Consider the following 22543-nt stretch of genomic DNA (forward strand, 5'->3'; position numbering starts at 1 on the left):
TTCGATGAATGACGACACGCTCGCCCACCCGCGGACCGCGGTCCGGCCGCGCACGCTCGACGCGGTCACGGCCCGCCGGGCCGCCGAGCACCCCGGCAGGCCGGCCATCCTGTGCGAGGGCCGCGGCGTCACCTACGGGGAGCTGCACCGCGAGAGCAACCGCACCGCGCACGCCCTGCGCGCCGCCGGCCTCGGCCCCGGCTCCCGGGTGGCCTACCTCGGCAAGGAGTCGGAGCACTTCTACGAGACCGCGCTGGCCTGCGCCAAGACCGGCGCCGTGCTGGTACCGGTCAACTGGCGGCTGACCCGCGACGAGATCGCGCACATCCTGCGCGACTCCGACACCGAGCTGCTCTTCGTGGAGCGGGAGCGGCTGGTGGTCGCGGAGCAGCTGGCGGCGGAGCTGCCGCGGCTGCGCGGGGTGGTGCCGCTGGACACCGCCGAGGACCGCCGCGCGGGCTTCCTGGCCTGGAAGGCGGGCCACCCGGCCGATCACGTCGCCACCGAAGCCGGGCCCGACGACGCCGTGGCGCAGATCTACACCAGCGGCACCACCGGGCTCCCCAAAGGCGTGGTGCTGGCGCACCGCAGCTTCTTCAATGTCGACGAGGCCGTCCGGCAGCACGGCTGCGACTGGGTGGAGTGGCAGCCCGGCGACCGGTGCCTGGTCGGCATGCCGGGCTTCCACATCGGCGGCCTGTCCTACGCGATGCAGGGCTTCGTCGCCGGCGCGACGATGGTCAGCATGCCGATGTTCGTCCCCGGTGACGTGCTGCGGCAGATCGGCGAACTGGGCATCACCCACGGCCTGGTGACCCCCGCCATGCTCCAGATGCTGCTGGACGAGCCGGGCGCGACCTTCGCCGCCTTCCGCTCCCTGCGGAAGCTGGTGTACGGCGGCGCGCCCATCTCCGACGCGCTGCTGCGGCGCTGTCTGGCGACGATGGGCTGTGAGTTCGTCCAGATCTACGGCAGCACCGAGACCGGGAACTTCGCCGCCTGTCTGCCGCCCGCCGATCACGTACCGGACAGTCCGCGGCTGCGGGCCGCCGGGCGCGCGTACCCGGGGATCGAGCTGAAGGTCACCGACGAGGGCGGCACGGCCCTGCCGCCCGGCGCGGTCGGCGAGGTCTGGGTCCGCTCCCCCGCCCGCATGCTGGGGTACCACGGGCAGCCGGCGGCCACCCGGGAGACGGTGCGGGACGGCTGGGTGCGGATGGGCGACGCGGGCCGGCTGGATGCCGACGGCTATCTGTTCCTCTGCGACCGCATCAACGACACGATCATCGTCGGCGGCGAGAACGTCTACCCCACCGAGATCGAGAACGCGCTCGCCGACCATCCGGCGGTGGCCGAGGCAGCGGTGGTCGGCGGCCCGCACGAGCGCTGGGGCGAGGCGGCACACGCGTACGTGGTGCTGCGCGCGGGACAGCAGGCAACCCCTCGCGAGCTGCTGCGTTTCCTCCGCGGCCGGCTCGCCGACTTCAAGATCCCCACGGCGTACGCGTTCCTGGACGAGCTGCCGCGCAATCCCAACGGCAAGGTCCTGCGCCGCGCCCTGCGGGACCCGCTGTGGCAGGGCCGGGAACGCCAGGTCAATTGACGGTGCATCAGCAAGTCACTTTGGAAAGAATGGGAGGCCACGGCATGAGCACCGAGGAACACACCGCGGAACGCCGGCTGCGGGTCGGCGTCCTGCTGCCGACCCGGGAGGCGGCGATCAACGGCGACCACGCCGTCGCCCCGCTGCTGGACTTCGCGCGCGAGGCGGAGCGGCTGGGCTACGACTCGCTGTGGACGGGGGACTCGCTGCTCGCCCGGCCCCGGCTCGACCCGGTGGTGGTGCTCGCCGCGGCCGCCGCCGTGACCACCCGGATCACCCTGGGCACGGCGGCCTACACGGCGGCCCTGCGGCACCCGCTGCTCGGCGCGCATCAGCTCGCGAGCCTGGACCGGGCGGCGGCCGGGCGGCTGGTGGCCGCACTCGGCGCGGGCTTCCCCGTGCCGGAGACGGAGGCGGAGTTCGCGGCGGTGGGCGTGCCGTACGCCGGGCGGTTCAGGCGGCTGGACGAGACGGTCCGGCGGTGGCGGGAGACCTGGCGCGGCGAGAACGGGGCGGACGAGGCGGCGCGGCCGCCGTCCCCGGCCACGCCCGGCGGGCCGCCGCTCTGGCTGGCCGGCAGCGACACCCCGCGGGTGCTGGCGCGCACGGCCGAACTGTACGACGGCTGGCTGCCGTTCCTGCCCGAGGCCGCGGCGTACGCGCGGGCCTGGGAGCGGATCGGGCAACTGGCGGCGGAGCGGGGGCGGTCGCCGGGCGACATCGCGCCGGGGCTGTACGCGACGCTGGCGATCGGCCCGGACCGGGCGGCGGCCCGCAAGGAGCTGGACGCGTACACGCAGGCGTATTACGGGCGCTCCCTGGAGGAGATGGCGCGGTTCCAGGCGTACGGATACGGCAGCGCGGCGGAGTGCGCGGACTGGCTCGGCGAGTACGTCCGGGCCGGGGCCCGGCACATCATCGTGCGGATCGGTTCGCTGGACCCGGCCGCCCAGCGGGAGCAACTGGCCGAGGTGGCCGAGGAGTTGGTGCCCGCGCTGCACGCGGGCACCTGACCCTTGCGTGTCCGGCTAGGGTGCCGGGGCGGGCTTCGGCGCGGCCGCGGCCGCCGTCTTCTTGGCCTTCGCCGGCGCGAGGGCGCGCAGCACCTCCCGCATGGCGTACGGCGAGTAGACGATCGCGTTGTGCTCGCTGAGGTCGGCGACGCACAGGTCCTGCAGGAGGACGTTGCGGACGTTCGGGCCCTCCAGCCAGCAGGAGGTGTAGGGCGTGACCACCTCGTCGTACTTGGTCGCGATGACGGTGTAGCGCACGCCCTCGACGGTGTCGCCGCCGTCGTTGAGCTTGTTCATGAAGGGACTGCCCTTGTGCTGTTCGGTGCACGCGGGCACGGCCAGGTTGGTCAGCTCGATGGTGGCCGGGTACTGCTTCATGAGCGCGGCGATGCCGTTGCCGGTGGTGCCGTGGTTGTTCGGCGCCAAGCCGATCAGGTGGTGCACCTTGGCGGCGCCGCCGAGGTACTTCAGGTAGTAGCGCGGCAGCATGCCGCCCTGCGAGTGCCCGATGATGTCGACCTTTTCGGCGCCGGTGGACTCCAGCACCCGGTCGACGTAGGCGGCCAGCTCCTCCGCCGACTCCTCCATCGACGCGATGCCGTGGACCAGCGGTATCCGCGGATCGGCCCCGTAGTCGAGCCGGAAGACGCTGTATCCGGCGGCGGCGAGGACGGGCGCGACGGTCAGCCAGTAGGTCTCGGCGTTGCCGAAGGTGCCGTGGACGAGGACGACCGGGCGCGGGTGGTCCTCGTCGGGGCGGGCGGACCAGTCGTCGATACCCGGGGAGCGGGAGAGGGCGGTGGCCACCTGCGTCGTGATGGCCGCGGCCTGGGCGAGGGCCAGCCCGTCGGTCATGGCGCCGGTGACGCTCTTGGAGACCGCTTCGAGCGGGTTGGTGAACGGTAACTTGGGACCTTTTCCGGTGGGGAACATGGAGAATCCTCCCAACATGACGGAATCACCCATCCCGCCCCGAATAGGCGGGTGGGCCCCGTTATGCGGCTTTACGCTACCGCCCCGACGGCCGTCTGCTCCCGTTCGGTTTTTCCGGGGGGCCGGTATCCCGCCACGCCGGAGGCACGCCGTCCGTGCAGCCCGCGGCTGCGAGGACCGCGTCCGCGACATCGGCCCGGAACAGCGCCCGTCCCGCGGCGATCCGGGCCTCCCGGGCCGGGCCGTCGCGGGTCAGGCCGTCGAGTACGCGCAGCAGGTCCGCCGGGTCGCGGGCGTGGCCCGACAGACCGGCGGCGGCCATCCGGCGGGCCCCCGCCGCACCGTGCCCGGGGATCGGCCGGTAGCTCACCACGGGCAGCCCGGCCGCCAGCGCCTGGGCCGCCGTCTGCCCCGCCGCGTTCTCCACCAGTGCGCCGGCCGCGGCCATCAGGGCCGGTACGTCCGCCACCCAGCCGAGCGCCTCGGTCCCGGGCACCCGGCCGATCCGCCGTCGCAGCGACCGGCTGCGGCCGCACATCACCACCGGCAGGTACCCGCCGTCGCGGAGCAGCGCCGCCGTGCGCGCCAGGTGCGAGGCCACACCCCAGGCCCCGGCGGAGAGCAGGACCGGGGTGCGGCCGGGGGCCCGTGCGGCGAAGCGGCGGGCGAAGACGGCGGTACGGGAGGGGGGCGGCGCGGTGCGGAACGCGGCGGGCACGACGGGCCCGACCGCCTCCGCACCCCGCCCGCCGAGCCGGGCGATCTCCTCCGCGGTCTCCTCGGTCGGGCAGAGGTGCAGGTCGTTGCCGGGGTGCAGCCACTGGCGGTGCACGGCGAAGTCGGTGAGCACGACGATGCTCGGGCAGCGCAGCGCCCCGGCCTCCCGCAGTCGGCCGCTGACCTGCGCGGCGAGGTGGAAGGTGGCGATCACCGCGTCGGGCGGCGCGCCGGCCAGGCGGCGCCGCAGCTCCCTGGCGGCGGGCGCGACGACCGGCGAGGTGTCGGCGGGGCCGGGCTGCGCGCTGCCGGGTCCCGTGGGCGGCCGGGGGACGAAGTAGGCGCGGTAGATCGCGTCGTAGAGCGCGGGCGCGTGCCGGACGGTGGCGGCGTAGAAGCCGCGCAGGGCGGCGCCGGTGCCGGCCGGCAGCAGGTCGAGGACGTCGAGGGTGGCGGCCTGGTGGCCGCGGCCGGTCAGCCGGTGCGCGAGCTCCCCGGCCACCGCGTGGTGCCCGGCCCCCATACCGGCGCTGAGGATGACGAATCGGCCGCCCATGTGTCCACCGCCCCGGTCCGGGTGCCTTTTCCAAGCATTTCGTGGCGTACGCGACCATACTGGACGGCATGCGCATCGACCGTCCTCCGCCCGGTCCCGCCGCGTGGCAGGTGGCGGGTGCGGCCGCGACAGCGGCGGCCGCGCTGCACATCGGACCGGCCGGGACCTGGCTGCCGCCCGTACGGCGCGCCCTCTTCCCCGGGCTCGACGGCCAGGGCCACCCGGGGCACATCGCCCTGACCTTCGACGACGGCCCGGACCGCGCGAGCACGCCGCGCTTCCTCGACGCACTGGACGGCCTGGGCGTCCGGGCGACCTTCTTCCTGCTGGGCGCGGCGCTGGCCGAAGCGCCGGAGGTGGCGCGGGACATCGTGGCCCGCGGGCACGAGGTGGGGCTGCACGGCTGGGACCACCGCAGGCCCTGGCGGCCCGCGCCGGTACGCGAACTGCGCGATCTGCGCCGGGCCGTCCGCGCCGCCGCCGACATCTGCGGCGTCCGGCCCCGGTGGTACCGGCCGCCCTACGGCATCCTCACCGGCGACCGCTGGGCCGCCGCGCACCGCCTCGGACTGCGCACCGTGCTGTGGTCCGCGTGGGGGCGGGACTGGGTGGCGGGAGCCGAGGCCGCCACGGTCGTACGCACCGTGGAGCGCCGACTGGAGGGCGGCGCGACCGTCCTGCTGCACGACAGCGACCGCACGTCGGCGCCCGGTTCCTGGCGCGCCACGCTCCGGGCACTGCCCGTACTGGTACAGCGCTGCCGCCACCAGGGCCTCACCGTGGGCCCGCTGCGTGACCACGGTACGGACGACACGGGGTGGTGACGCCCGGGGTGGCAATTGCCCGGATCATCACGAAAGTCGTGTCATGCTGGTCCGGATCTGGTACCAGGACATAAAGGGTGAGCCCCAGCCCGGAGGAGGTCTCCTGTGGAAGCCGCGGGACCACTGCCGCACAGTCCTGTACTCCCCGAGGGCCGGCCCGGGCACCACGACCCGGCGCCGCGTGCACACCGGACCGGCGCGCCGGTGGCGCTGATCACCGGCGCCTCGTCGGGCATCGGCGCGGCCGTCGCCTCCCGGTTCGCCGCCGAGGGCGGCTGGCAGCTGCTGCTGAACGGCCGTGACGAGGAGCGCCTGGACCGGATCGCCGACCGCTGCGGTGCCACGGCCCTCCCCTGCGACCTGGCCGACCCGGCGGGCTGCGGAGAGCTCGTCGACCGCGCCCTCGACGTGGCGAGCGGCGTGGACGTACTGGTCGCCGGGGCCGGCATCGGCTGGGCGGGCCCCTTCACGGCCATGCCGCCGGCCGCCATCGACGAGGTACTGGCGGTGGACCTGGCCGCCGTGCTGCATCTGACCCGCCGGGTGCTCCCCGACATAGTGCGCCGCGACCGCGGACACCTGCTCTTCGTGGGGTCGATCGCGGGCGCCGTGGGAGTGCGCGAGGAGGCCGCGTACTCGGCGGCCAAGGCGGCCGTCGCGGCCTTCGCGGAGAGCCTGCGGTACGAACTGGCGGGCAGCCGGGTGCGGGTGTCGCTGGTGGTGCCCGGCGCGGTCAACACCCCTTTCTTCACCCGCAGGGGCGCGCCCTACCAGCGCTCCCGGCCCCGGCCGATCGCCGCGGCACGGGTCGCCGACGCCGTCTGGGACGCGGTGGAGCACGAGCGGAGCGAGGTCTTCGTCCCCGGCTGGCTGCAGCTGCCCGCCCGCTTCAAGGGCCTCGCCCCGGCCCTGTTCCGGCGGCTGGCCACACGCTTCGCCTGAGGGGCCGCCCGATCCGTCCTCCCGGGGAGGACGACCGAGGAAGGACGACCGAGGAAGGACGTCGTGCTGAGCTACTTCCTGGCCGTGCTCGCCGCCTGCGCCAACGCGGCCGCCTCGGTGCTGCAGCGGCGCGCCAGCCGCGACCTGCCGGGCGAGGACAGCCTGCGGCCCCAGCTGATCCTGCATCTGCTGCGCCGCCCGGTGTGGTTCGCCGGCTTCCTCTGCGTGATCCTGGGCTTCGTCCTGCAGGCGGCCGCGCTGGCGACCGGCAGCCTGTCGGTCGTCCAGCCCATCCTCGTCATCGAGCTGCCGGCAACGCTGCTGCTGGCGTCGTGGGTGTTCCACACCCGGCTGCACCGCCGCGAGTGGCTGTCCGCCGTGGGCATGACCGGCGGGCTGGCCGCCCTGCTGTACTTCCTCTCGCCCGCCCCCGGGGACGGCGAGGAGGCGGGCTGGGAGGCGTGGACGGTGGGCGTCGGCGTGAACCTCCTCGTCGTCGTCGCCGCCGTGGAGTGGGGCCGCCGCCAGCCTCCGTCGCTCCCAGGCGGCCCCAGCCGCAGGGCGGCCGCCTTCGGCGTGGCGGCCGGCTGCGAGTTCGGCCTGACGGCCGCGTTCATGAAGGGCGCGATGAGCCGTCAGGAGGAAGGGCTCACCGCGGTGTTCGCGACCTGGCAGCTGTACGCGATGGTCGCGGCCGGCATCCTCGCGATGTTCCTCCTCCAGTCGGCGCTGCACGCCGGCAACCTGCTCGCCGCCCAGCCCGGACTGACCCTCTCCGACCCGCTGGTGGCCATCCTGTGGGGCTCCTTCGCCTTCGCGGAGCATGTGCGCGGCGGCTGGTACATCGTGCCGGCCGTGGCAGGCGGCGCCCTGATTGCCGCCTCCGCACTCGTACTGGCCCGCTCCCCGCTGCTCAAGGGCGAAGCACCGCCGCGTGAAGCGGACCGGGTGCCCTCGGCCGAGCAGCCGCCCGCCGGCCGTCCCCCGGTGCGGTGACCATGCTGTACCTCTACGGTGTCCTCGCCGCCTGCCTGTTGGGGCTGGGCTTCGTCCTGCAGCAGCACGCGGCACGGGAAGCGCCGCTGAAGGACATGCTCAGCTTCCGGCTGCTGCTGGACCTGATGAAGGTACCGCTGTGGCTCGCCGGGATCGGCTGCATGGTCGTCGGGCAGATCTTCAGCGTGCTCGCGCTGAGCCAGGGCGATCTGTCCCGGGTCGAACCGCTGCTGGCCACGAACCTGCTGTTCGCCATGGTCCTGGCCCGGTGGCTGAGCGGCGAGCGGCTGGGCTGGTCGGGCTGGGCCGGCGTGCTCCTGCTCAGCGGTGGCGTGGCGGCCTTCATCGTCGCCGGGAGCCCGCACAGCGGCCCCGCCCACACCGGCACGCTGCGGCACTGGATCGTCTTCGGCAGCGTCCTCGCGGTCGCACTGATCCTGGTACTGACGGCCCGTCACGTACGTCTGGTGGAGGAGCCGCCGCTGCTGGCCGCCGCCGCGGGTGTGCTGTACGGCCTCCAGGACGCGCTGACCCGGGTCTCCAGCGAGATCGCGGCGGACCACGGCCTCGGAAAGCTGCTGGTGAGCTGGGAGCCGTACGTGATCGTGGCGCTGGCCGTGACAGGCCTGATGCTGGTCCAGAGCGCCTTCGAGGCCGGACCACTGCGGATGTCCCTGCCGGCCCTGACCGCCGCCGAGCCCCTGGCCGGCATCGCCTGCGGCATCGGCTTCCTCGGCGACCGCATCAGCGTCACCCCCGCCGCCCTCACCGGCGAACTCCTGGGCCTCGCCGCAGTAGTGACCGGCGTCTTCCTCCTCGGCCGCCACCCGGCCATGCCCACGGGCAGCCACCGGGACCCGGAGGAGTCGACGACGGGCAGCGACTAGCCCACCGCCGCCGCCATCCTGCGTACCGCCTCCGTGAGCACCTCCGGGGATGTGGCGAGGTTCAGTCGGGCGTGGCCCGTGCCGCCGGTGCCGAAGTCCGGGCCGGGGCTGAGGGCCACTCGGCCGCGTTCCAGGAAGGCGGCGGCCGGGTTGTCGCCCAGGGGGAGGTCACGGCAGTCGAGCCAGGCGAGGTAGGTGCCCTGGGCCGGTGTGTAGCGGACCGCCGGCAGCCGTTCGGCCAGTACGTCCGCCAGCAGTCGGCGGTTGTCATCCAGACCGGCGAGCAGTGCGTCCAGCCAGTCGCCGCCGTCCCGCAGGGCCGCGGTGTGGGCCAGTACGCCCACGTGGCTGGGGCCGTGGCTCACCTCTTCGGGGAGGCGCGCGAGGTCGTCGGCGGCCGCCGGGCCCGCGAGCGCGAGGGCGGCCTTGAGCCCGGCGAGATTCCACCCCTTGGACGCGGACATCAGGGACAGCCCGTTCTCCCCGCCCGGCACGCTCAGGTACGGCACGAAGGTGACCCCAGCGGCCACCACCGGGGCGTGGATCTCGTCCGCCACGACCCGGACGCCGTACCGGGCGGCCAGGGCGGCGACCGCGGCGAGTTCCTCGGCGGTGTGCACCGTGCCGGTCGGGTTGTGCGGGCTGCACAGCAGGTACGCGGCGCGCCGCCCGCCCGCGACGGCGGTGCGGAAGGCGCTCTCCAGCGTGCCGAAGTCGATCCGGTGGCCGGGCCCGAGCGGCGCCTCCACGATCTTCCGGTCCGCGTTGCCGAGGAATTGGTAGAACGGCGGGTAGACGGGGCAGTTGACGACCACCGCGTCGCCGGGACCGGTGGTCAGCTTCAGCATCTCGACGACGCCGAGCATCACATCCGGCACGATCGCCGTGCGCTCCACGGCGAGCCCGTCCCACCCCCACCGCTCGCGCGCGAACTCCGCGAGCGCCTCGGCGTATGCGCTCCCCACCGGGTAACCGGTGTCGCCGCGCGTGAGTGCGTCCGTGACCGCCCGTACGACCGGTTCGGCCAGCGGTACGTCCATCTCCGCCACCCACAGGGGCAGCACGTCGTCCGGGTACGTGCGCCACTTCATGCTCGTCCGCTGCCGCAACTGGTCGAGGGTGAGACGGCGCAGCGGGTTCGCTTCGACGGATGCTTCGCGCGGGATGCTGTCCATGCGCCTCAAGATATGACCGCTGCCCCGATTTCCCCAGGGGGCGTCAGGCCGGGCATCCCCCCTCGCGCAGCCCCGCAGTGAACCGGGAACTTTCCGCCCTGCCGCGCCCCTCTGCAGCTTCCGCATGACGCTTCAAGGGGGCCGGGGCTGTCCGAGCCATCTTTGAACACGTCTTCACACGTCGGTACGACGGGCGTGGCGGACCGCGTGGCATGTCCCACCGGCATTCCCACTGGCCGGGTGCGGGGCCCGGCACCGCGGGCGGGCCCCGCCGGAATGGCCGACCGCGGGCGCCGGATGGCTCGGACCGCACGGTACGTGTCCGAGTCATAGTCATGGCGCGCGCCCGGTGCGCGACCCTGTGAGAGTGCGGTAACGGGCGGATGCGCACGGTGCGCGGCATTGCCCGAGGAGGCGTCGGGGCCGACCGCGCGTTCATCACCCGTGGCAGCCGCACGACCGTCCTCTTCCTTCTTCACGGCCGTAAGGATGATCATGGGTCGCGAGCAGTTCCTGGCCGACGTCTTCGTGGACTTGGCCGACGCCTCCTACGGGAAGGCGTTCGACACGACCGGATACTTGCAGCGGTTCACCACCCGGTGTGTGCAGCTGCTGGAGGTGTCCGCCGCCGCGGTGCTGTTCGCGCCGCCGGGCGAGGGGCTGCAGCCGGTCGCCGCGAGCGAGCCGGACCCGGCCTTCGCCGACCTGCTGACCATCGCGGCGCTGGAGGGGCCCGCGCGGGAGGGGTACCGCACCACCTCCCCGGTCGTCTCGGTGGACCTGCTGTCCACCGCGCCGCGCTGGCCCGCCTTCACCGAGCAGGCCCTCGCCGCCGGGTACCGCTTCGCCAGCGCGGTGCCGCTGACCCACCGTCAACATGCCGACGGTTGCCTGCTGTTGCTGCGTACGGGCTCCGCTCCGGTGCCCGAGCCGGACGTGCGGCTGGGGCAGGCGCTGGCGCACGTCGTGGCCGTCAGCCTGTACCACCAGGAGGCCCTGATCACCTACCGCAGGGTCAACGACCAGCTGCGCTCCGCACTGCAGAGCCGTATCGCCATCGAACAGGCCAAGGGCTTCCTGGCCCACCGCATGGGCGTCAGCGTCGATGAGGCCTTCGAGGCGATGCGCGGCCACGCCCGCCGCCGCGGCCGGCGCCTGCGCGAGGTGGCCCGGGAGGTCGTCGAGCAGCAGCTGATCCCCGACACCTGACCGAATTGCCGGGGCGTACTCCGCCCGGACCGCATTCCCCCTCCCACGTACGGCCCAATGGCGCGGCTGCTTTCCGCCGGTGCCGTATACCAGCCGTGTACCCATGGGAGCGGAAAGGGAGTGGCGTCGTGACGACGCAGACGGAGCACCCGGATCAGCCAATGGTCCGAGAAACCCCCCGTCGCACAAGAGGTGCCGTGGTGGTGACGTGGCTGACCACCACGGACCACAAGAAGATCGGCTCCCTCTACATGGTGACGGCCTTCATCTTCTTTCTGTTCGGGGGCCTGCTGGCGCTTTCCATGCGTGCCGAACTGGCGCGCCCGGGCCTGCAGATCCTCTCCAATGAACAGTTCAACCAGGCGTTCACCATGCACGGCACCATCATGATGCTGATGTTCGCCACGCCCCTTTTCGCCGGTTTCTCCAATGCCATCATGCCCTTGCAGATCGGCTCGCCGGACGTGGCGTTCCCGCGGCTGAACATGCTCTCGTACTGGCTTTTTCTCTTCGGTTCGCTGATCGCGGTGGGGTCGTTCGTGACGCCGAGCGGCGCAGCGGATTTCGGCTGGTTCGCCTATACGCCGCTGTCCGACGCCACCCGGACCCCGGGGGTCGGCGGGGACATGTGGGTGATGGGCCTGGCGCTCTCCGGATTCGGCACCATTCTCGGCGCCGTCAATTTCATCACCACGATCATCTGCATGCGGATGCCCGGCATGACGATGTTCCGGATGCCGATCTTCACCTGGAACGTGCTGCTGACCAGCGTGCTCGTCCTGATGGCCTTCCCCGTCCTGGCCGCCACCCTGCTGGCGCTCGCGGCGGACCGTAAATTCGGGGCGCACATCTACGACCCGTCCAACGGCGGCGCGCTGCTGTACCAGCACCTGTTCTGGTTCTTCGGGCATCCCGAGGTGTACATCATCGCGCTGCCCTTCTTCGGCGTGGTCACCGAAATCATCCCGGTGTTCGCCCGCAAGCCCATCTTCGGTTACATCGGACTGGTCGCGGCGACCATCTCGATCACCGGTCTTTCGGTCACCGTGTGGGCGCACCACATGTTCGTCACCGGCGGCGTGCTACTGCCGTTCTTCTCGTTCATGTCCTTCCTGATCGCGGTGCCCACCGGGGTGAAGTTCTTCAACTGGATCGGCACGATGTGGCGCGGCTCCCTGTCGTTCGAGACACCGATGCTCTGGGTCCTCGGCTTTCTTCTCACCTTCCTGTTCGGCGGCCTGACCGGCGTCATCCTCGCCTCGCCCCCGATGGATTTCCACGTGAGCGACAGCTATTTCGTGGTCGCGCACTTCCATTACGTCGTGTTCGGCACGGTGGTCTTCGCCATGTTCGGCGGATTCCATTACTGGTGGCCCAAGTTCACCGGCACCATGCTCGACGAGCGGCTGGGGAAGATTCACTTCTGGACGCTGTTCGTGGGCTTTCACACCACCTTCCTCGTCCAGCACTGGCTGGGCGCCGAAGGCATGCCCCGTCGCTACGCCGACTACCTCTCGGCCGACGGCTTCACCGCGCTGAACACGGTCTCCTCCATCGGCGCGTTCCTGCTGGGCGTCTCCACGCTGCCGTTCCTGTACAACGTGTGGCACACCGCCAGGTACGCGCCGAAGATCACGGTCGACGACCCCTGGGGCTACGGCCGCTCCCTGGAGTGGGCGACGTCCTGCCCGCCGCCGCGGCACAACTTCGAGACGCTGCCCCGCGTCCGCTCCGAGTCCCCCGCCTTCGACCTGCACCACCCCGGCGTCGCCATGCTGGACCAGGCCGAGGCCACCGGCCGCAGGGACATGCTGGACGAGGACCCGGACACCCCGCTGCGGCGCGGCGGTACGGAGGAGAAGTGAACCCGCAGCACGGCCCCGACGAGCGCGCGGCCGAGGCCGGGCTCGGCCGGCTGGAGGGCTATCTGCTGTGCTGGACGGAGGCCGAGCGAGCCCGGAACGAGGCCGCCGCGTTCGCCGACCGGATGCCCTGGCTCACCACGGCACAGCGCGAAGAGGTCATCCGCCAGTACACGGACGACCGGCTCGTCCTCACCCGCCGCTACCTGGAGCGGGTCCGCCACCGCTGCGCGCAGCTCCAGGAGGAGTACGCCACCCGCTACCGGGAGCTGCGCCACCGGATGCTGTGCGCGGCGGTGGCGGCTGCCCTGTCCGCCTGCGCGCTGGCCGGCTGTGCATTCGCCCTGCTGTCGGCGGCCGGGCGCTGAGAAGCGGAATTCCCTGGACCGGTCATACGATCTTTTCGTACCACCGGATCGGCATTGGTGTCGCTGATTCGGGTGCACCTTGACGGGTGAATATTACGCGAGAGGGCGCTGGGGCAGCATTGGGGCGGTGCTTGTTCCCGGCGAAAGGAAAGTCATATGCGCCGAGTCGCTTCTGTGTTCGCCCTGATCGCCGTCGCGCTCATCGCGAGCGTTTCCGCGACCGCGCCGGCCACCGCCGCCCCGAGCGACGGCGAAGTCACCGTTTTTGAAACCGAGTTCCAGCCGCTCACCACGTACGAGAATCCGGAGGGCTGTCACAAGCTGCCGGCCGGTGCGCATGTCCTCGTCAATCGCTCCGACAAGCCCGTTCAGATCTACGGCGACCCGTTCTGCGTCACCCCCTCACTGACCGTGCAGCCGGGACACGGCTCGCATGTCGCCCCTGGAACCGGGAGTTTCTCCGCCTGAGCCGAGAAAGAAGCCGTTGCGAACGAGGGGGGAATTTCCATGACTGCCGATCTCGTGGTGATCGGTCTGGGGCATGTGGGTCTGCCGCTCGCGCGGGCCGCCTGCGCCGCGGGCCTGACGACCATCGGGTACGACGTCTCCGCCACGGTGGTGACCGGGCTCAACGAGGGGCGCTCGCACGTCGGCGGGGTGCCGGACGCGGAGGTCGCCGACATGCTGGCGGCGGGGTTCCGCGCGACGGACGACGCGTCCGTGACCGGGCGAGCCGACACGGTCGTGATCTGCGTCCCCACGGGGCTGGGCGCGGGCGGCGCACCGGACCTCGGCGCGGTGCGCGCCGCGTCGCAGGCCGTGGCCCGCGGACTGCGCCCCGGGACACTCGTCGTCCTGGAGTCCACGAGCTATCCGGGCACCACGGAGGACGTCGTCCGCCCCCTCCTTGAGGAGGGCAGCGGGCTGCGGGCCGGTACGGACTTCCATCTCGCGTACTCGCCCGAGCGCATCGACCCCGGTAACGGGCAGTTCGGGATCGGCAACACCCCGAAGGTGGTGAGCGGCTGCACCCCGCTGTGTGCCAAGCACGCCGTCGCGTTCTACGGCCGGTTCGTGGAAACGCTGGTGGTGTCGCGCGGCACCCGCGAGGCCGAGATGGCCAAGCTGCTGGAGAACACCTACCGGTACGTCAATATCGCGCTCGTCGACGAAGTGGCGCTGTTCTGCGACCGCATGGGCATCGACGTGTGGGACGTGCTGTACTGCGCCGCGACCAAGCCCTTCGGGTTCGCGCCGTTCCAGCCCGGGGCCGGGGTGGGTGGCCACTGCATCCCGGTCGATCCCCGCTATCTCGCGGCGAAGGCCGACGCCGAGGGCTTCCATTTCCGGATGCTGTCGGCGGCCCATGACGTGGTGTCACGGATGCCGGAGCATGTCGTCGGACGGGCCGTCGGGCTCCTCGGCGACCTCGGAAAGGCGCCCGAGGAAGCGTCGGTGGTCCTGCTCGGCGTGGCGTACAAGCCCGATGTGGCCGACGCCAGGGAATCGCCGGCGGCGCCGGTGGCGAGCGGTCTGCGCGCCCGGGGCGTCACGGTCCGCTATCACGACCCGTACGTACCGGAATTCGCCGCGAACGGCGCATTCCTGGAGCGCGTGGAGAGTTTGCCGGATGCCCTGGCCGATGCCGATCTGGCAATTCTCCTGCAACACCACACGTGTTACGACACGACGACGCTGACCCGCGCGGACTGCGCCCTGCTGGACACCCGCGGAAGAGCCTCCGGGGCCCGGGTCACGCTTCTCTGAATTCCAGACTTGCGGGGCCTTTGGAGAAGAGAGGCCCCGCGAGGCGGCGCCGACGCTCTGTCCGGCGTCGCTGAAATCCCGCACATCCAAGGAAAGGGAACCATCATGACTACTGCCGTCGCCAACGACCGCCTGCTGAAGCGTTTCGACAAGTGGGACGCGGACGGTAACGGAGTCCTGGAATGGAAGGACTTCGAGCAGGAGGCCGGGAAGATCGCGCAGAACTTCGGCAAGCGGACCGACTCCCCGGAGGCGCAGGCGCTGCGGGAAGCCTTCCGCAGCCTCTTCGACCACCTCACGCTGACGTCCGGGGCACCGTCGAACGGCCCGCTCACTCGGGACCAGTTCATGAGCGTCACCGGGAGCCTGATCTTCGAAGGAGGCGAGGCCGACTTCAACCGCGCGCTCGGCCCGGTGGTGAAGGGCATCATCGGTCTCTGCGACAAGAACGCCGACGGGCAGATCAACGCCGGTGAGTTCGAGGCGTGGCTCGGCGGGATCGGTGTGGACCGCTCGAAGGCCCAGGAGGCGTTCCGCAAGGTGGACACCGACGACGACGGCGAGCTGTCGCTCGATGAGCTGCTCGCGGCGGTACGCAAGTACCACTTCGGCGAGCTGGACGTCGAGCTGCTCGGCTGATCCGGTCACCGACCCGAAAGGCGCGGCCGGTGGTCCCCGTGGGGGCCACCGGCCGCGCCGCGTCCGTAAGTTGTCAGTGGCCGGCGGCAGGTACCTGGGTGAAGGCGACCGGGAGTTCGGGGCACAGCTCCAGGTCGCTGCCGGTGACGAGCCGGCCGGTGCCGATGAGGATGCTGTAGTGGTTGGGGAAGTGGCAGGCGTCGAAGCCGACGACGGTGCCGATGCAGAGGCCGTCGATCCAGACGTCGTCCCCACGGTCGATCACCCCGGCACAGGCCAGCTCCACGAAGCCGACGACGCCGACCCGGTCGACGCGGGAGCCCGGGCGGGTCGCCCGCTGGTCGGTGGTGACCAGTTCGTGGACCTCGCCGCGCCGTACACAGCGGCTCGCGTGCGGTTCGAGCGTCAGGCCGCGGTCCGTCCGGCGGTGCGGCAGGACCTTCACGAGGTCGCCGCGCACGGAGCGCTTCGCGCCGTCCTCGCGCGCGGCACGGCCCTCGTGGCACATGCGTCCGGTCACTGATTCCTCCAAAAAAGCGGTACACGTACACGCCGTTCATCGGACAAGCGAATGCTGCGTGCCACCAGAAGGGGAGTCAAGAAATATGAATAGGACTTACCGCAAAGTGTGAATATGCCAGGGGGCACGTGTCAATTGCTGCGAACGGGGGATCACTCACCCTGCGGGAAACCGCCGAATGTGTATCAGGGGGTGGTGAAGGTAGCGACGGCAGCGACCTTTCAAGTGCATTGTCATACAGTCCCATTCTTCTCCCAGGCGGAGACCTTCGCGGGACTGTGGCCATTGATCGAAGACCGCGTGAACGAGGTGTTCGACAACGGGAAATTCTCGCACGGCCGCCAAGTGGCGGAACTGGAAAGCGCCTTGGCCTCCTGCACGGGAGCGCGCCATGTGATCGGGGTGAACAGCGGCACGGACGCACTGGTACTGCTGCTGCGCGCCTGCGGTATCCGGCCCGGCGACGGCGTCCTGGTGCCCGCGTACTCCTTCGCGGCCACCGCCACCTCGGTGGCGCTCGCCGGGGGCCGGCCGCAGTTCGTCGACATCGACCCCGTGACGTACGCCATGGACCCCGCGGCGCTGGCCGCCGCCGTCTCGCCGACGAGCCGCTTCGTCATGCCCGCGCACCTCTTCCATCAGATGGCCGACATGGCGGCCCTGGCCGAAGTGGCGGCCCGGCACGGCCTGGTGCTGCTGGAGGACAGCGCGGAGGCGATCGGCATGCGGCAGCGCGGCGTGCATGCCGGGCTGCACGGCGCGGGCGGGGTGCTGTCGTTCTTCCCCAGCAAGACGCTCGGCGCGCTCGGCGACGCCGGCGCGGTGCTCACCGACGATCCCGGGACGGCGGAGCTGGTCTCCGGCCTGCGCCACCACGGCCGGCTCGGCCGCACCGTCGACGACTTCCCCACGATCTCGACGCGGAGCGCGCTGCCCGGCGTGAACAGCAAGATGGACGACATCCAGGCGGCAGTGCTGCTGGCCAAACTGACCCGGCTGGACGCCGACATCGCGCGCCGCGGCGAACTGGCCGCGGCCTATGAGGAACGGCTCAGGGAAATTCCCGGCGTCCTGCGGCTGCCCGAAGTGGTCGACCGCGGACCGGGCTCCTCGCCCGTCTTCTACGTCTATCTGGTCGAAGTCGAGCGCCGGGACGAATTGGTCGCCCATCTCGCCCGGCACGGCATCGGGACCGAGGTCTATTACCCGATCCCGCTCCATCTGCAGCCCTGCTTCGCGGAAATCGGCCATTCCCGGGGCGAGTTCCCGAATGCCGAGGCGGCGAGTGAGCGCGCGGTGGCGCTGCCTTTCTACCCGGACCTTTCCGAGCGGCAGCTCGACCAGGTCTGCGACGCGATCCGCGCGTTCTACCGCGGGAGGCCGGAATGACCGTACCGCCACGTATTCCGTTCTTCCCGCCGGACCTCTTCGAGGGCGACCGCGCGGCACTTCTCGGCCTCCTCCGCGAGATCGGTCTCGCGCCGGAACAGCGCTTCATTCTCGGGGAACACACCCACAGGTTCGAGCAGTTGCTCAAGGAATCGCTCGGCGCGGCCGATGTGGTCGCCTGCGGCAGCGGGACCTCGGCGCTGGACCTGGTGCTCGCCGCGCTGGACGTGGGCCCGGGCGACGAGGTGGTGGTACCGGCCTTCGGCTGCGCCCCGCTCGCCTCGTCCGTCGTGCACCTGGGCGCCACGCCGGTGTTCGCCGACATCCGGCCGCACACGATGGTCGCCGACCCCGCCGAGGCGGAGAAGCGGATCACCGAGCGCACCAAGGCGGTCATGCCGGCCCACATCTTCTCCGTCATGGCCGACATGCCGCAGTTCGCCGACCTCGCGCGGCGCCGCGGCGTCCGGCTCGTCGAGGACTCGGCGGTCGCGCAGGGCGCGGTGCTGGGCGGTACGCCCGCCGGACTGTGGGGCGAGGCGGGGGTGTTCTCGTTCGTGCAGGTGAAGTCCTTCGGGATGCCCGGCGAGGGCGGCGTGGTGGTGACACGGGACGCCGCGCTCGGGGAGCGGGTGCGGATGCTGCGCAACCACGGGCAGGACGGCCGTCACCGGTTCCTGCACCACGTCATCGGGCGGAACAGCAGGTTCGACGAGATCCAGGCGGCGTTCCAGATCCACCGCTTCGGTGGGCTGGCGGAGCGGCTGGAGCGGCGCGCCGCGATCGCCGAGTACTACACCGAGCGGTTCGCGCCGCTGGCCGAGCGGGGCGTGGTCCCGCCGCCTGCGGGCCGGGACGGCCGCTGCTACTACGTCTACGCGGTGCTCGCCGAGCGGCGGCAGGAGCTGGCGCGGCAGCTGCGCGAGCGGGGCATCGAGTCCCATGCGTACTACCCGCTGCCGCTGCCGCTGCAGCCCGCGTTCGCGGTGTACGCGGCGCCCGGTGACCGCTGGCCGCACGCCGAAGAGGCGAGCAGGCAGGCCCTGGCGCTGCCCGTGTATCCGCATCTGACCGATGCGCAGGTCGAGTACATCGCCGACGCCGTGTGCGCATTCGCGGCCCACTGACCAGCGGCCGACTGACCAGCGGGCGACCGAGCAACCAGCAACCAACTCAGAAGGAGCGCAAGGCACATGACGCACCACGACCTTCCGGCCGGACTGCCGAGGGCCGCCGCGGGGCGGGCGGAACACCGGCTCCGCAGCTACGCCCGGCTGGGCAAGCTCGATGTCTTCGACTACTACCTCAGCATCCTGGTGGTGCTGGCCGCCGTGCTGCTGCCCGCCGCCCGGTTCGACCGGCCCACCGCGACGATGCTCGTGGTGTTCCTGCTCGGCCAGGTGTTCGTGATCATGGCGATGGTCGCGCTGGACGACGTGACCGGTTTCCGCGACGGCAGCGACACCCAGAACTACGGCCCGGACAACCCACTGCGCAACAAGCTGCGCAAGCCATTGGTGGCCGGGACACTGACGGAGCGTCAGGCACTGCAATTCGCCTGGGTCACCGCGCTGGTCGGTGCGGTCCTGTGGGCCGTCGCCGCGTACGCCGCGCCGCACCGTCCGACGTGGGCGCTCGTGCTGATCGCGGCCCTGTTCGTGGTGTCACTCCAGTACTCCTACGGCTTGAAGATCAGCTATCACGGCTTCCAGGAGGCGTTCCTCGTCGCGCTGGGCGTGGTGCTGGTCGTCGCGCCGTACGGCCTCGCCGCGGGCCATTTCTCCGGCTTCCTCCTCGTGCAGGGCGTGCTGTTCGGGTTCGGGCCGCTGATGTTCGGGGTGTACTCCAACACCAACGACGTGGAGGGCGACCGGGCCGTCGGGCGGCCGACCGTGGCGGCGCTGGTGTCGGAGCGCGGCAACGCGGTCTTCATCGGCTGCCTGTCGGCCGCGGAGTTCCTGCTCGGCGCGGTCGCCTCGGCCACCGGGATCGCCCCGTGGTGGTTCGTGCTGCTGATGCTGCCCGCGACGGCGCTGCGGACGAAGCAGTTCATCACCGGCTTTGTGCGCGGCGACATCATGCGGGCCCGCAAGACCGGCTTCGCGGTGCACCGCCTGAGCGTGGCGCTGCTGGTGGTGGCGAATCTTCTGGTCGGCTCCGGCCTCCTCGTGGGAGCGGGGGCCGCCGTATGAGTCCGGATCTGGACGTGGCCGTGATCGGCGCGGGCATCGCCGGACTGACCACCGCGCACGAACTGCAGCGCGCCGGGCTGACGGTGCGGGTGTACGAGAAGGAGCGGCACGTCGGCGGCCGGATGCACAGCTTCCGGCACGACGGCTACACCGTCGACGAGGGCGCCGAGCAGCTCCCCCGGCACGGCTACCGCGCCACCTGGGAGCTGATCGAGCGGCTGGGAGTACCGGAGGGTGACGTGCCGCGGATCGGCGGCCGGCTGGGCATGTGGCGCGGCGCGCGGGCCCGGCCGGGCGTGGCGGATCCGTCGGCGCTGCTCACCGGCGCCGGGCTCGGCCCGCGCGCCCGCCTGGATTTGGCCCGCTTCATGGCCCGACTGGGGCGGCAGCGCGCGGAGTTCGACGCCGACCACCCGGAGCGGACCCCACTGGGCACGACGACCGTCAAGGAGCTGGCCGGGCGCTACCACCCCGATCTCCACGACTATCTCCTGCAGCCGGTCGCCGGCGGCTTCTTCGGCTGGGACACCGCGCGCTCCGCCGCGGCCCCGATGCTGAGCCTGCTGCTGGACGCGGGCGGGCCGGCGAGCTGGCACACGTACGCGAGCGGCATGGACCTGCTCGCCCGCCGGCTCGCCGCCGGGCTCGACGTGGTCACCGGCAGCGAGGTGCACGAAGTGGTCGCCGACCGGGATTCGGCGGGGCTGCGGATCGGCGGCGGCATCGTCACGGCGCGCGCGGCGGTGCTCTGCGTACCGGCACCGGTCGCGGCCCGGCTGCACGCCAACCCCTCCGCGAACGAGGCCGCCTTCCTGTCCGCGTGCACGTTCACGCCGACGCTGAAGGTGAGCTGTCTGCTGGACCGACCGCTCGGGCCGCGAGCCGGCAGCGAGTCGCTGTACCTCGTCCTCACGCCGGACGCGGAGGACAGCACCCTGTCCGGCGTCATCGCGGACCACGTCAAGCACCCGGCGCGGGCCCCCGCCGGCAAGGGCCTGCTGACCCTCATGGCGGACGCCCGGACCATCCCGGAGCTGCTCGCCGCGCCGGAACGAGAGGTCGTCGAGCGCCTCACCAAGGCGGCCCGGCGCTATGTACCGGGCCTGGAGCAGGCCGGTATGCGCAACTTCGTGCACGCCTTCCCGCACGGCCTGCCGGAGGCCACCCCCGCCGCGCTGCGTCGCCGCCCCTCCTTCATGGCCCGCGCCACGAGTCCCGTGGAGTACGCCGGCGACTGGGTGATGCTGCGGCCGTCCTCCGAGGGCGCCGTCCGCGCGGGCGCGCTCGCCGCCTCCCGCGTCCTCAGCCGACTGCGCGGCCCCCGCCCCCACGACACCACCGACCGGGAGACAACGCGTGAAACCGCATGACATGGGGACCCTGTTCGAGGAGTGCGCCGAGCGCGGACACGGTACGGAGTTCCGGTTGGACCGGCCGTTCGACATCGCGCCGGAGGCCGGTACGGCACACTCCGTCGCCGGGCTGGCCGCGCTCGTCCAGGACCTGGCGGGCCGGCTGGCCGCCGCCGGGGCCCGGCCCGGGGACCGGGTGGCGATCGTCAAGGACAACCACTGGGACTACGACCTGCTGGCCTGCGCCGCCGTGCGGATCGGCGCCGTCCCCGCCCAGCTCTCCGGGCAGCTCTCCGCAGAGACGCTGCGGCTGCTGCTCGAACGCCTCTCCCCCGCCCTGCTCGTGACCACGTCGGGCCTGCTGGAGCGGGCCCGCGCCGAAGGGGCCGACCTGGCGCGGGCCGCGGACGCCTGTGCCGTACTGGACGGCGCCTTACCGGGGACGCTCGCCTTCGAAGCCCTGCAGGGTAACCCCGCGCCCGGCCCCCGCCGTCGGCACGACGACGAGCCCCTGGTGATCAACCACACCTCGGGCACCACGGGCGTCCCCAAGCTGGTGGTGCACTCGACCCGCACGATCATCGGCAAGCTGGCCCGGTTCGAGACCGTGCGGTATCCGAAGATCGGCGTGCGGCGCGACGACACGCTGCTCAACGCCAGTTCGTACGCGCACGGCCGGACGTTCTGCTGGACCGCGAGCGTGCTGTGCCTGGCGCCCCGGCGGATCACGATCGTCACCGGCCAGGACCCGGACGCCGCCGACCCGTTGCTCCGCGCCCACCCGCCGACGATCGTCGAGGCGCTCCCCTCGTCGTACGTCCGCTTCCGGCCGCTGACCGCCCGCCTGGACAATCCGTTCCGGCGCGTACGGCTGTACATCAGCACGTACGACGCGGTGCACCCGCCCGTCCTCCGCGCCTATCTGAAGGCCAGCGCGCATCGCGGCCCAGTGTGGATGCAGGGCTGGGGCCAGACCGAGACCGGCCCGCTGACCTTCCGCTTCCACACCCGACGCTCCGTCTCGGCGGACGACGCCCGCGATCTCGGCCGACCCATTCCGCTCAAGACCCGGCTGAAGGTGGTCGATCCCGAGACGCTCGCACCACTGCCGCGCGGCCGCGAGGGGCTCGTGCTGGCCAGGACGGCGGCGCGCGGCCTCGCGTACGTCGGCGAGGAAGCGCGCTGGGCGGCGAAGCAGCACGGCGACTGGTGGCACACCGGCGACCTCGGCATCCGGAGCCGCGGCGGCAGCGTCCGGCTGATCGACCGCGAGATCGACCGCACCCCGCAACTGAGCTGTCTGCAGACGGAGGACGTACTGGAGGAGCGGCTGCCGCAGGCCCTGGAGTGCGTTGTGCTCGGCAGCCCCGGTGAGGCGCCGCTGCCGGTCGTGGTCACCGCGGACGGCACGCTGGACCGGGACCGCTGGCGGGAAGCGGTGCGCGACCTCCCGACGCTGCGCGAGCCGGCCGTCCTCACCTGGGACGACATCCCCCGTACGGGCACGGGCAAGGTGCGCCGCACGGCACTGCGCCGCCGGCTCACCGGCCGTACGGAAACCTCCGGTACCGGCCGGTGGACTTGAGAGCCGGCGCCCGG

General features: G+C 72.1%; 21 protein-coding genes. 17 read left to right on the plus strand and 4 right to left on the minus strand.

Features of this window, described 5'->3' with window-relative positions:
- Window positions 1–4: 4 nt before the first annotated feature.
- Window positions 5–1603, plus strand: coding sequence for a long-chain-fatty-acid--CoA ligase (locus AB0I82_RS12880; RefSeq protein WP_363257244.1), 1599 nt, complete (start codon window positions 5–7; stop codon window positions 1601–1603).
- Between the two features lie 44 nt (window positions 1604–1647).
- Window positions 1648–2616, plus strand: coding sequence for an LLM class flavin-dependent oxidoreductase (locus AB0I82_RS12885; protein ID WP_363257245.1), 969 nt, complete (start codon window positions 1648–1650; stop codon window positions 2614–2616).
- A 15-nt stretch (window positions 2617–2631) separates the two neighbouring features.
- Here AB0I82_RS12885 and AB0I82_RS12890 read toward each other — a convergent pair whose 3' ends face one another.
- Window positions 2632–3549: a triacylglycerol lipase gene (locus tag AB0I82_RS12890; RefSeq protein ID WP_363257246.1), complete on the minus strand. Its 918-nt coding sequence runs from the start codon at window positions 3547–3549 to the stop codon at window positions 2632–2634.
- 76 nt (window positions 3550–3625) lie between these two features.
- Window positions 3626–4822 (minus strand): galactosyldiacylglycerol synthase, encoded by a 1197-nt coding sequence (locus tag AB0I82_RS12895; RefSeq protein ID WP_363257247.1) that lies wholly within the window; start codon window positions 4820–4822, stop codon window positions 3626–3628.
- Between the two features lie 41 nt (window positions 4823–4863).
- Here AB0I82_RS12895 and AB0I82_RS12900 point away from each other — a divergent pair, with 41 nt between their 5' ends.
- The 4 genes from AB0I82_RS12900 (at window position 4864) to AB0I82_RS12915 (ending at window position 8471) form a co-directional block, all read left to right on the plus strand.
- Window positions 4864–5646 carry a polysaccharide deacetylase family protein gene (locus tag AB0I82_RS12900; protein WP_363257248.1) on the plus strand — a complete coding sequence of 261 codons (783 nt, stop codon included), beginning with the start codon at window positions 4864–4866 and terminating at the stop codon, window positions 5644–5646.
- A 105-nt stretch (window positions 5647–5751) separates the two neighbouring features.
- Window positions 5752–6588 carry an SDR family NAD(P)-dependent oxidoreductase gene (locus tag AB0I82_RS12905; RefSeq protein WP_363257249.1) on the plus strand — a complete coding sequence of 279 codons (837 nt, stop codon included), beginning with the start codon at window positions 5752–5754 and terminating at the stop codon, window positions 6586–6588.
- A 63-nt stretch (window positions 6589–6651) separates the two neighbouring features.
- Entirely contained in the window at window positions 6652–7584 is a 933-nt protein-coding gene (locus tag AB0I82_RS12910) for a DMT family transporter (RefSeq protein WP_363257250.1), read from the plus strand.
- A gap of 2 nt (window positions 7585–7586) precedes the next feature.
- The gene (locus AB0I82_RS12915; protein ID WP_363257726.1) at window positions 7587–8471 is read left to right on the plus strand and encodes a DMT family transporter; all 885 of its coding nucleotides are present in this window, start codon (window positions 7587–7589) and stop codon (window positions 8469–8471) included.
- Here AB0I82_RS12915 and AB0I82_RS12920 read toward each other — a convergent pair.
- Window positions 8468–9646, minus strand: coding sequence for an aminotransferase class I/II-fold pyridoxal phosphate-dependent enzyme (locus AB0I82_RS12920; protein WP_363257251.1), 1179 nt, complete (start codon window positions 9644–9646; stop codon window positions 8468–8470). The genes AB0I82_RS12915 and AB0I82_RS12920 overlap by 4 nt on opposite strands.
- 495 nt (window positions 9647–10141) lie before the next feature.
- On the opposite strand from AB0I82_RS12920, the gene AB0I82_RS12925 reads away from it, so the two are divergent.
- The 6 genes from AB0I82_RS12925 (at window position 10142) to AB0I82_RS12950 (ending at window position 15491) form a co-directional block, all read left to right on the plus strand.
- Entirely contained in the window at window positions 10142–10855 is a 714-nt protein-coding gene (locus AB0I82_RS12925) for a GAF and ANTAR domain-containing protein (RefSeq protein ID WP_363257252.1), read from the plus strand.
- A gap of 161 nt (window positions 10856–11016) precedes the next feature.
- Window positions 11017–12720, plus strand: a complete 1704-nt coding sequence (ctaD, locus tag AB0I82_RS12930; RefSeq protein WP_363257727.1) for a cytochrome c oxidase subunit I — start codon at window positions 11017–11019, stop codon at window positions 12718–12720.
- Window positions 12717–13085, plus strand: a complete 369-nt coding sequence (locus AB0I82_RS12935) for a hypothetical protein (RefSeq protein WP_363257253.1) — start codon at window positions 12717–12719, stop codon at window positions 13083–13085. Before ctaD ends, AB0I82_RS12935 begins: the two co-directional genes overlap by 4 nt.
- 156 nt (window positions 13086–13241) lie before the next feature.
- A complete protein-coding gene (locus AB0I82_RS12940) occupies window positions 13242–13553 on the plus strand; it encodes a hypothetical protein (protein WP_363257254.1) in 312 nt (103 codons plus the stop codon).
- A 39-nt stretch (window positions 13554–13592) separates the two neighbouring features.
- Window positions 13593–14852 carry a nucleotide sugar dehydrogenase gene (locus AB0I82_RS12945; protein ID WP_363257255.1) on the plus strand — a complete coding sequence of 420 codons (1260 nt, stop codon included), beginning with the start codon at window positions 13593–13595 and terminating at the stop codon, window positions 14850–14852.
- A gap of 105 nt (window positions 14853–14957) precedes the next feature.
- Entirely contained in the window at window positions 14958–15491 is a 534-nt protein-coding gene (locus AB0I82_RS12950; RefSeq protein ID WP_363257256.1) for an EF-hand domain-containing protein, read from the plus strand.
- 73 nt (window positions 15492–15564) lie between these two features.
- On the opposite strand, the gene AB0I82_RS12955 is transcribed toward AB0I82_RS12950, so the two are convergent.
- Complete coding sequence (locus AB0I82_RS12955) at window positions 15565–16011, minus strand: hypothetical protein (protein WP_363257257.1); 447 nt, start codon at window positions 16009–16011, stop codon at window positions 15565–15567.
- A gap of 300 nt (window positions 16012–16311) precedes the next feature.
- Here AB0I82_RS12955 and AB0I82_RS12960 point away from each other — a divergent pair, with 300 nt between their 5' ends.
- The 5 genes from AB0I82_RS12960 (at window position 16312) to AB0I82_RS12980 (ending at window position 22529) form a co-directional block, all read left to right on the plus strand.
- Window positions 16312–17400: a DegT/DnrJ/EryC1/StrS family aminotransferase gene (locus AB0I82_RS12960; protein WP_363257258.1), complete on the plus strand. Its 1089-nt coding sequence runs from the start codon at window positions 16312–16314 to the stop codon at window positions 17398–17400.
- Window positions 17397–18527: a DegT/DnrJ/EryC1/StrS family aminotransferase gene (locus AB0I82_RS12965; protein WP_363257259.1), complete on the plus strand. Its 1131-nt coding sequence runs from the start codon at window positions 17397–17399 to the stop codon at window positions 18525–18527. Before AB0I82_RS12960 ends, AB0I82_RS12965 begins: the two co-directional genes overlap by 4 nt.
- A gap of 66 nt (window positions 18528–18593) precedes the next feature.
- A complete protein-coding gene (locus AB0I82_RS12970; RefSeq protein WP_363257260.1) occupies window positions 18594–19592 on the plus strand; it encodes a UbiA family prenyltransferase in 999 nt (332 codons plus the stop codon).
- Entirely contained in the window at window positions 19589–20962 is a 1374-nt protein-coding gene (locus tag AB0I82_RS12975; RefSeq protein WP_363257261.1) for an NAD(P)/FAD-dependent oxidoreductase, read from the plus strand. The genes AB0I82_RS12970 and AB0I82_RS12975 overlap by 4 nt, the downstream gene beginning before the upstream one ends.
- Window position 20963: 1 nt before the next feature.
- Window positions 20964–22529 (plus strand): class I adenylate-forming enzyme family protein, encoded by a 1566-nt coding sequence (locus AB0I82_RS12980; protein ID WP_363257262.1) that lies wholly within the window; start codon window positions 20964–20966, stop codon window positions 22527–22529.
- The last annotated feature ends 14 nt before the right edge of the window (window positions 22530–22543 follow it).

Source organism: Streptomyces sp. NPDC050315, from assembly GCF_040655775.1.
GTDB lineage: Bacteria > Actinomycetota > Actinomycetes > Streptomycetales > Streptomycetaceae > Streptomyces.

Coding starts and splice junctions, on each gene's coding strand:
- AB0I82_RS12880 (WP_363257244.1), top strand. CDS start 5: ATGAATGACGACACGCTCGCCCACCCGCGGACCGCGGTCCGGCCGCGC.
- AB0I82_RS12885 (WP_363257245.1), top strand. CDS start 1,648: ATGAGCACCGAGGAACACACCGCGGAACGCCGGCTGCGGGTCGGCGTC.
- AB0I82_RS12890 (WP_363257246.1), bottom strand. CDS start 3,549: ATGTTCCCCACCGGAAAAGGTCCCAAGTTACCGTTCACCAACCCGCTC.
- AB0I82_RS12895 (WP_363257247.1), bottom strand. CDS start 4,822: ATGGGCGGCCGATTCGTCATCCTCAGCGCCGGTATGGGGGCCGGGCAC.
- AB0I82_RS12915 (WP_363257726.1), top strand. CDS start 7,587: ATGCTGTACCTCTACGGTGTCCTCGCCGCCTGCCTGTTGGGGCTGGGC.
- AB0I82_RS12920 (WP_363257251.1), bottom strand. CDS start 9,646: ATGGACAGCATCCCGCGCGAAGCATCCGTCGAAGCGAACCCGCTGCGC.
- AB0I82_RS12925 (WP_363257252.1), top strand. CDS start 10,142: ATGGGTCGCGAGCAGTTCCTGGCCGACGTCTTCGTGGACTTGGCCGAC.
- ctaD (WP_363257727.1), top strand. CDS start 11,017: ATGGTCCGAGAAACCCCCCGTCGCACAAGAGGTGCCGTGGTGGTGACG.
- AB0I82_RS12940 (WP_363257254.1), top strand. CDS start 13,242: ATGCGCCGAGTCGCTTCTGTGTTCGCCCTGATCGCCGTCGCGCTCATC.
- AB0I82_RS12945 (WP_363257255.1), top strand. CDS start 13,593: ATGACTGCCGATCTCGTGGTGATCGGTCTGGGGCATGTGGGTCTGCCG.
- AB0I82_RS12950 (WP_363257256.1), top strand. CDS start 14,958: ATGACTACTGCCGTCGCCAACGACCGCCTGCTGAAGCGTTTCGACAAG.
- AB0I82_RS12965 (WP_363257259.1), top strand. CDS start 17,397: ATGACCGTACCGCCACGTATTCCGTTCTTCCCGCCGGACCTCTTCGAG.
- AB0I82_RS12970 (WP_363257260.1), top strand. CDS start 18,594: ATGACGCACCACGACCTTCCGGCCGGACTGCCGAGGGCCGCCGCGGGG.
- AB0I82_RS12975 (WP_363257261.1), top strand. CDS start 19,589: ATGAGTCCGGATCTGGACGTGGCCGTGATCGGCGCGGGCATCGCCGGA.
- AB0I82_RS12980 (WP_363257262.1), top strand. CDS start 20,964: ATGGGGACCCTGTTCGAGGAGTGCGCCGAGCGCGGACACGGTACGGAG.